13 protein-coding genes are annotated in these 12,865 nt (G+C 54.2%); 6 read left to right on the forward strand and 7 right to left on the reverse strand.

What is annotated here, in order from left to right; genetic code table 11:
- Positions 1–100: 100 nt before the first annotated feature.
- Positions 101–1,021: a zinc ABC transporter substrate-binding protein gene (locus FFI95_RS09335; protein ID WP_144822134.1), complete on the forward strand. Its 921-nt coding sequence runs from the start codon at positions 101–103 to the stop codon at positions 1,019–1,021.
- Here FFI95_RS09335 and FFI95_RS09340 read toward each other — a convergent pair.
- Positions 998–1,912, reverse strand: coding sequence for an AEC family transporter (locus FFI95_RS09340; protein ID WP_144822135.1), 915 nt, complete (start codon positions 1,910–1,912; stop codon positions 998–1,000). The two genes, FFI95_RS09335 and FFI95_RS09340, sit on opposite strands and share 24 nt — an antisense overlap.
- A 53-nt stretch (positions 1,913–1,965) precedes the next feature.
- On the opposite strand from FFI95_RS09340, the gene FFI95_RS09345 reads away from it, so the two are divergent.
- Positions 1,966–3,150: a trans-sulfuration enzyme family protein gene (locus tag FFI95_RS09345; RefSeq protein ID WP_144822136.1), complete on the forward strand. Its 1,185-nt coding sequence runs from the start codon at positions 1,966–1,968 to the stop codon at positions 3,148–3,150.
- On the opposite strand, the gene FFI95_RS09350 is transcribed toward FFI95_RS09345, so the two are convergent.
- Positions 3,145–3,507, reverse strand: a complete 363-nt coding sequence (locus FFI95_RS09350; RefSeq protein WP_144822137.1) for a DUF488 domain-containing protein — start codon at positions 3,505–3,507, stop codon at positions 3,145–3,147. The genes FFI95_RS09345 and FFI95_RS09350 overlap by 6 nt on opposite strands.
- Before the next feature lie 22 nt (positions 3,508–3,529).
- On the reverse strand, positions 3,530–4,672 hold the full coding sequence (locus tag FFI95_RS09355; protein ID WP_144822138.1) for an L-lactate dehydrogenase: 1,143 nt from the start codon (positions 4,670–4,672) through the stop codon (positions 3,530–3,532).
- 159 nt (positions 4,673–4,831) lie between these two features.
- Here FFI95_RS09355 and FFI95_RS09360 point away from each other — a divergent pair, with 159 nt between their 5' ends.
- From FFI95_RS09360 to FFI95_RS09370, 3 genes are all read left to right on the forward strand, one after another.
- A complete protein-coding gene (locus FFI95_RS09360) occupies positions 4,832–5,545 on the forward strand; it encodes a succinate dehydrogenase iron-sulfur subunit (RefSeq protein ID WP_144822139.1) in 714 nt (237 codons plus the stop codon).
- A gap of 120 nt (positions 5,546–5,665) precedes the next feature.
- Positions 5,666–6,067 (forward strand): PA2779 family protein, encoded by a 402-nt coding sequence (locus tag FFI95_RS09365; RefSeq protein ID WP_144822140.1) that lies wholly within the window; start codon positions 5,666–5,668, stop codon positions 6,065–6,067.
- 9 nt (positions 6,068–6,076) lie between these two features.
- On the forward strand, positions 6,077–6,961 hold the full coding sequence (locus FFI95_RS09370) for a PA2778 family cysteine peptidase (protein WP_144822141.1): 885 nt from the start codon (positions 6,077–6,079) through the stop codon (positions 6,959–6,961).
- A gap of 14 nt (positions 6,962–6,975) precedes the next feature.
- On the opposite strand, the gene FFI95_RS09375 is transcribed toward FFI95_RS09370, so the two are convergent.
- The 4 genes from FFI95_RS09375 to FFI95_RS09390 all read right to left on the reverse strand — a co-directional run bounded on the left by FFI95_RS09375 (position 6,976) and on the right by FFI95_RS09390 (position 10,668).
- On the reverse strand, positions 6,976–7,527 hold the full coding sequence (locus tag FFI95_RS09375; RefSeq protein WP_144822142.1) for a DUF5610 domain-containing protein: 552 nt from the start codon (positions 7,525–7,527) through the stop codon (positions 6,976–6,978).
- Between the two features lie 95 nt (positions 7,528–7,622).
- Positions 7,623–7,967 carry a YdbL family probable chaperone protein gene (locus FFI95_RS09380; RefSeq protein ID WP_144822143.1) on the reverse strand — a complete coding sequence of 115 codons (345 nt, stop codon included), beginning with the start codon at positions 7,965–7,967 and terminating at the stop codon, positions 7,623–7,625.
- Between the two features lie 46 nt (positions 7,968–8,013).
- Positions 8,014–8,226 (reverse strand): YnbE family lipoprotein, encoded by a 213-nt coding sequence (locus FFI95_RS09385; protein ID WP_425463060.1) that lies wholly within the window; start codon positions 8,224–8,226, stop codon positions 8,014–8,016.
- Positions 8,227–8,271: 45 nt separating this feature from the next.
- The gene (locus FFI95_RS09390) at positions 8,272–10,668 is read right to left on the reverse strand and encodes an intermembrane phospholipid transport YdbH family protein (RefSeq protein ID WP_144822145.1); all 2,397 of its coding nucleotides are present in this window, start codon (positions 10,666–10,668) and stop codon (positions 8,272–8,274) included.
- A gap of 220 nt (positions 10,669–10,888) precedes the next feature.
- On the opposite strand from FFI95_RS09390, the gene FFI95_RS09395 reads away from it, so the two are divergent.
- Positions 10,889–12,862 carry a TonB-dependent receptor plug domain-containing protein gene (locus tag FFI95_RS09395; RefSeq protein ID WP_144822146.1) on the forward strand — a complete coding sequence of 658 codons (1,974 nt, stop codon included), beginning with the start codon at positions 10,889–10,891 and terminating at the stop codon, positions 12,860–12,862.
- Positions 12,863–12,865 lie beyond the last annotated feature (3 nt).

The following is a 12,865-nucleotide window of genomic DNA, read 5'->3' on the forward strand; positions in this document are numbered from 1 at the left end:
ATACCGGCCGGAGCCGTCATTCGCATAACCGGCATGCTTATCATGGGCTTTATTATTGTGTTATCTTATAACATTACTAACTCAAGGATTAAACGCCATCATGCGTCTACTCAGAACCGCCCTGCTGCTAACCCTGAGCACCATTCCACTAGTCTACAGTCACAGTATTTATGCCGAAACGCGCATCCTTGCGTCCATTAAACCGGTCGAGCTGCTGGTACGTGCTATCGCCACAGAAAACATGAACACAAGCACCCTGGTGCCTCCTGGCTCCAGCCCCCACAACTACGCTTTAACACCATCCAAACGCCGGGCTCTGGAAACGGCCGACGTTATATTCTGGGTAGGCCCGGACATGGAAACTTTTCTGACCCGCCTGCTCACGGGCGAGGAATTTGGTGAGCGCTCGGTGGCGCTGATGCAATCAGAGACGGAACTCTCTGCACCAGAAGAACACACTGGCGATCATCGACATGACCATCACCATGACAGTGAAGACGACCCTCACATCTGGGTAGACCCGGACATGGCGCTGTCCATGGCTGAAACCATTCGGGATACATTAGCGAGCCAGGATGGCGCTGACAAAGCTGCTCTGGACCGTAACCTGGAAGCATTCCGCGCAGCCGTTGCCCGCAAAGAAGCGCAGATCCGCAAACAACTGGAGCCGCTGAAGAACGTCAGCCTGTTTGCCTATCACAGCGCCCTAACCCGGTTTGCGGAGCACTATAACCTGAACGTTGCAGGCGTACTGACACTCAATCCCGACCGGTCACCCGGGGCCCGTCATATTGCTGGCGTGCAGAACAGCCTGCGCCAGGCGAATCATCCCTGCCTGCTTACCGAGCCACAATTCAACCGGCAATGGTGGCGATCCATCACCGAAGGGCTCAATGTAACATTCAGCACCTGGGATCCCCTGGCCACAGACATTGAAGTGACGGCAAACGGCTATGTTGACTTCCAGCAGAGCATTGCCGATGCGGTGCTTGCGTGCCTACCAGAGAATGCTGAGCATTAACGGTATCGACACCATGGCCAGAAGCGTCTGGCCACTGATTATGCCTGCCATCAGGCGGGCGTCGCCTCCCAGCTGTCTGGCCAGAATATAAGCAGAAGTGGCCGTTGGCAGTGTTGCCAGAAGAATCGCCACCTGAACCAGGGTGCCCTCAAGCCCCAACACAACAGCCAGCCCTGCTGTTACCAGTGGAAACAGCAGTAACTTCAGAAAAGCTGACACGACGAATGGTACCGAGCCACTACGCAGGGCTTTAAGCTGAAGGCCTGCGCCAACGGTCATCAGCCCCATCGGCAAAGCCAGATTGCTCAGTGGTTCCAGAGTGCCTGCGAGCAACGGGTGGAAGCCAATTTCAAAAAAACTCCAGACGGCCCCAAGGGCTGAGCCTATAATCAGCGGGTTTGAGACAATTGCACGCAATACCGGTTTGATACGCACCGGTCCTTCGGTTACCACAAAAGAAAACATGAGGATGCACAGCAAGTTTATCAGGGGCACCATAACCGCGACTGCGATGGCGGTCAGCGACAGGCCTTCATCGCCGAGCAACATGCCGCCGGCTGCCAGGCCCACATAGGAATTAAAACGGATAGCACCCTGATAAACCGAGGAAAAGACCGGCCCACTCCATGGCCGGAACAAATGTATACACACCAGAACCAGCGTCACAACCAGAAGCATGGCGCCAATAAGCATGGCGGTTTCACTATAAGCAGACGCTGGCAACCGGGCTTGCCCGAGTTTATAAACCAGCATCGCCGGAAACAGTACGTAATAGGTCAGGCGCTCAGCCTGCGGCCAGAACCCGACTGAGGGAAAAGCCCAGCGGCGAAGCAAATGGCCCAGTACAATCAGCGCAAAAACAGGCACCAGCGCCTGTACCATAACCGGCATACCGTACACTCCAGTATCTGTTATTCGTAAAAAAAGAGCTTCAAGGAGAATTCATGCAATCCAAATCATCCCCGGCATACGGTCAAACCACACGCATTATTCACAACCGTCGCCATGAAGACAGTTTCGGCAGCCCATATTCGCCGGTTTACAATACCACCACATACCGCTATCCCAATACCGCCTCACTTGAGGATGTGATTGAAGGTCGTACCCAGGGCAACCTGTATACCCGATGGGGCAGCAACCCGAGTATCCTGGAGCTTGAACAAGGGCTGGCCGACCTTGAGGGTGCCGGGGACGCCCTGGCATTTGCCGCAGGCATGGCAGCCATATCTGCAACCTTTTTTGCCCATGGCCGTAAAGGTATTGTTTGTGTGGGTGACCTTTACGGCGGCACCCAGGAGTTGCTGACACACCACATTGAGCCCTTGGGCATCCCGGTTACGTTTCTGCTACACAGCGAAATCAGCCAATTGGATTCTGCCCTGAATACCCCCGGAAAGCTTGTGTACTGCGAAAGCCCGGCTAATCCTACTCTCAATATTCTCGACATTCATGCACTGGCGGAGCAATCCCACGCCAGAGGCGCCATGCTTGCGGTCGATAACACGTTTGCCACACCCATAAACCAGCGTCCACTTGCGCTGGGCGCCGATATAAGTATTCACAGTGCCAGCAAATACCTTGGCGGTCACAGTGACCTGACTGCCGGTGCTGTCATGGCCTCCGCCGAAAAGATTCACCCCATCGCCCAGTGGCGAAAAAACCTGGGGCAGATTCTGGCTCCGGACACATCTGCCCTGCTCTCACGCAGCCTCAGAACTCTGCCGGTCAGAATAAAACAGCACAATAACAATGCCCTGGCTATTGCCCAGGCAATGTCCCGGCACCCTGCCATCAAACAGGTTCTTTACCCAGGACTATCGGATTTTTCAGGGCACAACCTGGCCAGGCAGCAGATGGACGGATATGGCGGTATGCTGACAATCGACATTGCCGGCGGCAAAGAGCAGGCAGCCAGAGTGGCCGACAGCCTGCAGATTTTCCTTCTGGCCACCAGTCTGGGTGGTGTGGAAAGCCTGGTTTCCCAGCCCTGCATTACCAGCCACCATGGCATCCCCCGGGAAGAACGGGAACGCCACGGAATCACCGACGGCATGCTGCGTCTGTCCGTTGGGCTGGAAGATGAACACGACCTGATCGCCGATCTGCAACAGGCGCTCGACCGGCTATAAATCGCCGTTATTCAGAAAGTCGCGAAGGGCCGCAGCATTATTGTGCTCCGTGTCCTTGGCGGCAAACACCAGCGTTATCCGCTTGTGCTCTTTAACAATCGACTGCAACTCGTTCAGATCGTCCGCCGCTTCGCTTTTTTTCAACTCCTTGAGATACTTCTGCCGAAACTCCTGCCACTTGTCAGGGTCGTGACCAAACCATTTGCGCAGTTCGGTTGACGGTGCCAGCCCTTTCAGCCAGGTTTCCAGTTCAGCGTCTTCTTTCGCAACACCCCGGGGCCAGATTCTGTCTACCAGAATACGCGGACCGTCGGATCTCGCAGCCTTCTCGTAGGCTCTTTTGATTCGAATGTCCATGATTCAGTCTCCCCTCGCTGGGTCATAGAAGATCATCCGGGCTCAATTCATTTATAGAATTCTTGCCGAGAAGCGCAAGTGTCAGCTCAACTTCGTAACGAAAGTTTTCCAGCAGCTGCAACACTGAGGCCTCGCCGCCCGCAGCCAGCGCAAATGCCCATGCCCGGCCGATCAAACAGGCATTTGCACCCAGACACAAGGCTCTCACAACATCCTGGCCAGACTGCACACCACCATCAAGGAGCACTTCGGTTTTCCCGGATACTGCATCGACAATAGCAGGCAAGGCCGAAATACTTGATGGTGCGCCATCCAGCTGCCGCCCACCATGGTTGGAGACAACAATCCCGTCCGCTCCGACATCCACTGCCGAGCGGGCGTCGTCAGCGTCCATAACCCCTTTGATCACCAGTTTTCCCGGCCAGTGCTGTCGTATCCAGTCGAGGTCTTTCCAGGTAACAGAGGCATCAAACTGTTGATCCACCCAGGCTTTGAAATCTTCAGGACTCCGGCCTGAAGGTACCGCATCGGACAGATTCCCGAATGTCAGAGGTTTGCCTCTGATTGCCACATCCCACAGCCACAACGGGTGTGAGAGCAGGTCCGACAGCTTCTGCGCCTTACCCCAGGGGGAAAGTCCGCCATTCATACCGTTACGTACATCCCGGTACCTTACCCCTACCTTGGGAAGGTCAACGGTGAAAACCAAGGTCGAGTAACCGGCATTGTGAGCACGGTCAAGCAGTGCCTTGGAATAGCCTCTGTCTTTAAGAACATAGAGCTGAAACCAGTTGGCTGCACTGGTGGCCTGAGCAACCTCCTCCAGCGAACAAATCGAGACGGTACTCAGACAGAACGGTACACCGCTTCTGAGTGCGGCCCGGGCGGCCTGACTCTCTCCGCGACGGGCGAGCATACCAGCCAGCCCGACCGGTGCCAGAGCCAGCGGCAAAGACGCCTCCTGGCCCAGTATGTCTGTAGCAACAGAAGCACTGGATACATCCCTCATCACCTGCTGCCGGAAGTGCAGCTTGCGGAAGTCCCGGGTATTCTCCTGGAGAGTCTGCTCGGAGAATGCCCCTCCATCACAATAGTCGAATAACATCCGGGGTAGCCGGGCTTTAGCCAGTCTCCGGTTATCTGTGGTATTTGCAGGCGTAATCATTGTTTTAGTGTCTCCAGCCTCACCGGTTAAGTCATGGTGTAATGCCAAGTATCATAACAGTGGTATGTAGCGTTATTGCGGAAACTTCCCCGCATTTCTTGACGCAGTTCACTCATAGACTAAACTTCAGTATGAACCCTCCGGGAGGATTGGCACCCCATGTCTGCAATCACCGTCCGACTTTATCGTTACAACCCGGAAACCGACGAGGTACCCTACAACCAGGATGTAGAAGTAGATGCCAGTTTCCGCAACCGCATGGTTCTGGATGTACTTGAACACCTGAAAACCGTTGACCCTACCCTTGCTTTCCGACGCTCCTGTCGTGAGGGGGTCTGTGGCTCTGATGGCATGAACATCAATGGCCGAAACGGGCTGGGCTGTATCACCCGTGTTAAAGATGCCCTGAATAAATCCGGCGTACTCACTATACGGCCTTTGCCGGGCATGCCGGTTATCCGCGACCTGGTGGTTGATCAGTCACTTTTCTTCAAGCAATACGAGCGCATTCAGCCCTGGCTGATCAATGACAACCCCAGACCCGCCATTGAGCGCCTGCAGAGCCCGGAAGACCGTGCCAAGCTCGACGGGCTGTACGAATGTATCCTCTGCGCCTGCTGCACCTCTGCCTGCCCCTCCTGGTGGTGGAATCCGGAAAAGTACGTCGGGCCTGCAGGCTTGCTGCAAGCCCATCGCTTCCTGCTCGATTCCCGGGACACTGCAACCGCAGAGAGGCTGGCAAAACTGGAAGACCCGTTCAGCGTATTCCGTTGCAGAGGCATTGGAAACTGCACAGCTTATTGTCCGAAAGGCCTCAACCCTATGAAAGAAATCGGGCGCATCAAGGCTATGCTGTTCCGTCAGCAAACCTGAACAGAGAGTTAATGGTTAGTAATCCGGTGTTTATCGGAAAGTATCCCGCAACCGTATACACTTGCTTGCCGACGGAGCCATAAACTCAAACCTGAACAGGCCAAGAACAGGAGCAGTCCGATGCAAGCAATCCGATCCTACACTCAGTCCGTTTCAGCCATCATGACCCTGGTTATGATTTTAAGCTCCATGTGGGCACTTCCCGCATCCGCAAACATCGTCGGTACCGGAGAACTGTTGACTGAGCAGAGTGCAGACATCGATCGCCAGGCGCTGATGGGTATGCTGGAGCGTGAAGATGTGAAAAATACGCTTGCCAGCATGGGGGTTGGTGAACAGGAAGTCAGGGACAGAATTCAGAGTCTTACCCCTGGCGAACTGGCGGATTTCAAAAAACAGTTGGCAGAAGCACCAGCCGGCGAGGGTGTAGTAGGCATTATCGTGCTGTTTTTACTGGTATTCATTATTACCGACATGCTCTGCGCAACGGATATCTTCCCGTTCGTTAACTGCGTCCGATAAGCAGACGACATGCACCTCCTCTGGCAGAGGCCATGCAGACTTCTGGTCGTGGCGCTCCTGGGGCTTTTGCTCTCAGGCTGCGCCAGCCAGCAACCCTGGCCCGACACCTTCGACACAACCACACTCACCGAAGTGCCTTTCCACCCACAGGAGCAATTCCAGTGTGGTCCGGCATCCCTGGCCATGATGCTTAATGCTCAGGATGTGAACGCAACTCCGGATGAGCTGGTTGACCGTGTTTACCTGCCGCAGCGCAAAGGCTCACTGCAGGTTGAGATGGTGGCAGCAGCACGCCAATACGGGATGCTGGTGTACCCGCTAGCACCTGAACTGGACAGCATCCTTGAGGAAGTGCAGGCGGGGCACCCGGTTCTGGTTCTGCAGAACCTGCGCTTTGGCTGGTGGCCGCAATGGCATTTTGCCGTGGTTATCGGCTATGACAGCAAAAGCCAGTCCCTGATACTGCACACGGGTACGGAAAGGAGTTACCGCCAGCCCGTCAAAGCCTTTATGGCAACCTGGGAGCGCTCGGAACGCTGGGCCAGAGTTATTCTGCCACCGGACCAGATTCCGGTAACAGCCGAACCTATCCAGTTTCTGAAGGCTGCAAACGACCTGGAAACCACTCAACAAACCCGGGCAGCGATAACTGCCTATCAGACCGCTTTGAAAAAATGGCCAGCACAGCCCGCTCCGTATTTGGGGCTTGGGAACATCGCTTACCAACAGGGCCGGTGGTCAGCAGCCGAAAACCATTATCGAACCATGACCGACCAATTCCCGGACATTCGTGCCGGCTGGCACAATCTCGCAGAAGCTCTGGAAAAACAGGATAAAAACCAGGAGGCTGCAGCTATTCGCCAACAAATGCCGGCTAAAGCGGTGAATCGATAATTCCGGCTGCGGGGTTATTCACGGCCAGTTGACTCCCCGGTTTCCGGTTGCTCTCCCAGGAATTTTTCCTCCAGACTCATAAGACCTTCCTGAATCAGATCAAACCCCTTATCTACTTCCCCCGACAAGGTCTCATTCATCATACCAAGGGCCGTGATCTGTTCACGTGCTTCAGCATAGCCCTGGTTAATCCCTTCCCGAGCTTGTGCCATCAAGTCCGCCAGCTTTTCAGGGTCTGCACCTTCTTCTGCTTCTTTCTGAAGACGACTTTCAACAAACCCGAGAATAGTGCTGGCTACATCTGATGCTGAGGGCGGCTGTGACTGTTCTGTGTATTTTGCTGCCCTGGACGCCACATTATTCTGTATTCCGCCCATGGCATCCTGCAAACGTTGTTCCATACGTGTGCGCAGAACGTTCATTGCATCTGCTGGTGTGCGGATAGACACTTGATCGCCAACACGGCTTTTCGCATCAACCCGGCCTGCGGGGCTGGTTTCCGCAGAGTTCGTCAGGGCTCGACCTGTAGTCACGTCCGGGCCACGCCCAATAATTGGTGCCACCATAACGTTAACCTCATAAAAAGATGATGTATATCGCTTAACGGCAGGCTCTAAGGAAACATTAATATCGATTGGTTATATCAGCGATGTGAGCACCACTACTTTTTCACCCAGCTGCCATTAACCTGAATGTATTGCCCGGCCGGGGTCTTATCCACCGCTTTTTTGCCGGCGACGGTTTCGACTTTGGTTACCGCAATGCCATGTTTTTCTGCAATCTTTTTGTAGGCTTCGCGACGCGCATCATTGATGGCACTGACAATATCAGCCGCTCTCTGGCCAGAATCTACTGCGGCCAGGTAACCGCTGGGGGTTTCGCCCACCAGACCCTGACTTTTAGCAGGCTCCAGGGCATTTTTGGCTTCATCAAGGCTCATGGCCATAGCCGGCAAGGCCAGGCAGAGCGCTAAAATCAGGGCACCGACTCGCGAAAACAGTGTCATAGTTAACTCCTTGAAAATATGCCGGGATCAGTCGTTCAGTGGCTAATCAGAACAACCCTTCCTCGCTGAAGAGTTCATCCACGTCCTTATCCACCTTTACATAAATTTCGTGCTCAATCTTTACGTTCAGATTGACCGTTATCGGCTCTTTGGGCGCGGCCACCTGAACGGTCGGTGTGCAGGCTGCCAGCCAACTCCCCATCGCAAGGCCCGCGAAAAGGGTAAGCAATCGCCGGGGGTATTCGGAACCACATTGCATCATATCGGTGCACTCCTCTATTGTCCTTTACCTTAGCAGGTTGAGTTACGAATCGTCAGAGTTCTGTTGACGTCTTTCCAGAAGGTTTCTGACCCTGTCCTTTACCCTCTCACTTACATTTCCACTTAACTGCAGGCTTTTCAGCAAAGCCGGGATGTTCTCCTCCAGGTTGATGTTCAGCACTACTGGCCGGCCATCGCCTACTTCCGGGTTACGACCTTTAAGATGCAAGGTTAAAACCAGCGTACCATCACCGTCATAGTCAATACCGCTGTCCAGCACTGAATAATGAAAGTCTTCCAACGCCCGGGTAACGACCTTCATGGTTTCATTCTGGCTGGCAAGCGCTTTCAGTCGGTCAGCGGTCAATTGCAGCCGCCCGCCTGGTTTTAGTGCATCAATACGGCCCCGATCAATTTCTATACCTGTGAGCGGATCAAACAGCACAGGCACTGTGCCACTGAGTATCCCCGTGCCTGCCAGACCTTCGGCCGGATACAGTTGCAGCAGGCGTGTCAGGCTAAGCTGCTGCAACTCAACCGGGATGGTTACAGGTGCCTGCGCCAGATCCCAGCTCCCTGGCTGTACGTGTATCTCGCCGCCCAATGCCTCGGAGAAAGCCTTTTCAAAGGTCAGCGTACCGCGGCTTAGCTCCGCTAACGGTGCCTGATAGTTTCCTGCCAGCTGTATTGGCCCCAAAGGCAGCCCGGGGTTTACCTGCTCAATGGTCAGTTCCTGCGTATCGATACTGAGCTCGCTATCCTGCAACTGAATATTAATGGAACCGTTCACACCCTCCCAGGCAGTGCGATCATAAAGACCGCTCCACTCAACAAACGTCAATCCAGCAGACAAGTTAAGATTCCGGGGTTGTGCTCGCTGCAAGGATTGATGAAGGTTTATATCAGCACTGACCGTGCCGCCGGACACATCAAGCAAAGGCGGCCAGTCAGCCAAAACCCGTGAAAGTGCCTCGGCTTCATCTTCCCCACTCACCCGCATCTTGCCATTCAGGTGCACAGGCCCCTGATAAGGAAAGTCCACATCCAGATTAGCCGTGGTGCCACTGCCTGCCCGTAATAACCCTTTCACCCGGGTTTTATGGAAATTACTGTCGATATTGCCATTGAAAACCCAGGCCAGAGGCTGCAATTGCGGGTGCTGAATCTGCCCGGCTTTCACGACCACAGGCCCACTCAGCGCAAGCTTTTCAAAAGCCGGCGGGACCTGCTGGTAGCGGGCGTGAAGTCTCGTGCCAGCCATTTGAATGCCAAGACTGTCAACCTGCAATTTATTATTCGTACCCGTCGCACGTCCGGTAACAGGGCTCAGCCTGGCAACCTTCAGCTTCGTTGATTGATCGAACACTAACGATGCCGTGGTTGTACTCAACCAGCCGGTTACAACGGCGCGCACCCGCGGTTGTATCAGAACCCAGCCAGCTGCTGTCAGTTCCGGGTAAGAAGCGTCTAATCGAGTCTCGCCTAACCGAATCACCCAGGGGGCGCTTGTGGTTATTGCAAGATGGGAGTCTGCATTTACCTCAGCACCACCGCTGCTGTGAAGGGATAACTGCAAAGGTAACAAATCCGGCGAGCCAGAGCCCTCGGACAAAGGCGAACCTGAGGCCGGCGGAGGCATGGTTTCTGCCGACCGGATAGCCAATGAAAGCAATTCCGGTCGCCATGGCTCAGGCAGAGACTGCACCCATTTGCCCGGTTGGCTCAGTTCAAGATCGGTCTGCAACCGTTGTGGATGCCAGTGACCCTGTTCCACCAATAACTCTGCTTCCAAATCGCCCTTGACCTGGCCAATACCGGGCACTGGCCAGGGTTTTGACACTCGGGCCTGAACCAGCAATCGCCGCGTCATTTCTGGCTGGGCCTGAGTCGATGGTGTGCTGTTCATCGACAGCGATCCGGAGAGTGTACATCGGTCAGCCCCACAAGGCGCAGTGGCATTAAATTGCCGAATCTCGATTTCTGCAGGTAACCAGGAAGGCAGTGTCGGTGATGAGATCTGCTGTCCTGACTGGCTCACGGGCTTTTGACTTTTCTTTTCGGGGTACCAGTCGACCCGCAGTTGCCTGGCCTTGAGATGATGCCACTGGGGTTGCCAGCCCTCTTCCGGCCAGAGCCAACTGGCTTCCAGTTTCTTCCCTGTCACGACCAGATCTCCGGAGGGTCCAGACTGCCTGACTTCCAGATCTTCCAGGGCAAGGCCGTCGGTAGAAAGCGCAATGCCCTTCCAGGACAGGGTTTCGATGCCATTTTGTTGTAACAACTGCACCCAGTAATGACGAGCCGCCAAACCGCCGGCAAGAAAAATCAGCAATAATACTATAATCAGGCCCCAGCCAATGGACTTCCAGGCAATGCGCATTCTGGTACCTCGTTTCCACATGAAGTAAGCAACCACTGCTCCTTCACGATAACCTTTCACAAGAGCTTACCGTAGCGGCCTGCTCGGCTACCAGTTGCAGCCCTATATTCCAAAAGGCGTTTTTTCAAAGAGAGGTATACCTTTTACGTTATATTCACTGTAACATAGCGCGTCATCTTTAATGCAATGCAAACAACCGCTTTTGGCACCATGTCATTTTTTTTGGCTATCGCTATATTCAGCGAGACATAACGAGATATATAAGTCGGAGTAATACCAAATGAAAAAACGCCTGCTAGCCACGGCAATCGCTTCCCTGATGGCCCCCGTATCCTGGCCTGCTTGGGCCAACGACGTATTCCATATGGGCACGATTACGGTAACCGCCGACCGACAGCAGGTGGGAGAAATAGACCCCGAGCAGGCATCCTCAGTTGTTACTCGCAAAGAAATAGAAACCCACAACCGGGAGACCGTAGCCGATGCCGTAGACCTGCTGGCAGGGGTTCATACCTCCACCAACTCGCGCAACGAGCAGACGGTATACATTCGCGGTTACGATCCTCGCCAGGTACCGCTGTTCATTGACGGCATTCCCGTGTATGTACCCTACGATGGTTATGTGGACTTCGGGCGTTTCGACACCATAGATCTCTCTGCTATCCAGGTAGCTAAAGGTTTCAGCTCTGTGACCTATGGTGCCAACACTTTGGGTGGCGCCATCAACCTGATTTCACGCCGACCGGAGAAAAAACTGGAAGGTGATGTGCGCATGGGGTTTGGGGAGGATTCCACCCGCCGTGCGGCCATGAACATCGGAAGCAATCAGGGCCTCTGGTACATTCAGGCCGGAGCCGCAACTCGTGAGGCAGATGGCTTTCGCCTGTCTTCTGATTTCAAACCGACGAAAAACGAAGACGGCGGCAGACGTGATAACTCTTATTACTCAGACAGTAAGGTCAATTTCAAAGTTGGCCTGACACCAAGAGGCAACGACGAATACGCCCTGACCTACACTAAACAGAACGGTGAAAAAGGCCAGCCCCCCTCTACAGACGACGACAGACCTCGCTACTGGCAATGGCCGGAGTGGAATAAAGAAAGTCTGTATTTTATTTCCCGTACCGGATTGACCGACGATGAAACGCTAAAAGTACGTGCGTATGTCGACAAGTTCGACAACACCATGATCATGTATGAAGACGACACCTACTCGGTTCCCAAGGGCTCAGAAAGCATCTACGACGACAAAACTTATGGCGGCTCCCTCGAGTTTGAGACTCGCCGCCTGAGTAATCACACGCTGCGAGCCAATGTCCGCTACAAGGAAGATCGGCATGAAACCTCTGATGGCGCTGGCACACTGGAGAAAAAATACAAAGACAGCCAGACCAGTCTGGGGATTGAGGACAACATAGCCCTCAGCGACAACCTGCTACTCTCGGTGGGCTACGCCTGGCATTACTTGAAGCCCGACAGCGTTTACGACCAATACGACGACTTTGCGCTGCCTGATAGCCAGACGGCTGACGATGTGCAAGCAGGTCTGTTTTATGACATAACCCCCACAGCGCGGCTTTATGCCACAGCAGCGCGCAAAACACGCCTGCCAACACTGAAGGATCGGTACTCTGCCCGATTTGACCGGTATATAGAGAATCCCGACCTTAAGGCCGAAAAAGCGAACAATTACGAAATCGGTTATCAGGGGGAACCCTGGTATGGCGCTCAGGCAGAAGCCGCGGTGTTCTGGAATGACGTTGACGACAAGATCCAGTCCGTTTTCCTGGACCCGAGCGCCACTGGCCGGTGCGGCGACGGCGGCAACAAGTGCCAAATGCGGAACATCGGCTCCGCCCGCTTTAAAGGGGCAGAGCTGGGACTGACGTCAGCCATAGGCGATCAGTGGGAAGTCGGCGGTAATGCCACCTGGATGGACATTGAGAACAGAACCAACAAAGACATCCGCATTACCGGCGTTCCGGAAGTAAAAGTGATCGTACACGCGCTCTGGCGCCCTGTGCCAGTGGTTGATCTGGTAGTGCTGGGTGAGCATGACAACAGTCGCTGGGTTTCCGATACGGAAAAAGTCAGTGGCTTTAGCAAACTGAATGTCAAAACCGCCTGGCGCCCTGCCCCCGGCATTACCACGGAGGTCGGCGTAAACAACGTTGCTGATAAAAACTATGAACTGAAAGACAGCTATCCGGAAGCGGGTCGTATGTGGTTTGCCAACATTTCTTATAGCTTCTGATGG

Source organism: Marinobacter piscis (genome assembly GCF_007671655.1).
Classification (GTDB): domain Bacteria; phylum Pseudomonadota; class Gammaproteobacteria; order Pseudomonadales; family Oleiphilaceae; genus Marinobacter; species Marinobacter piscensis.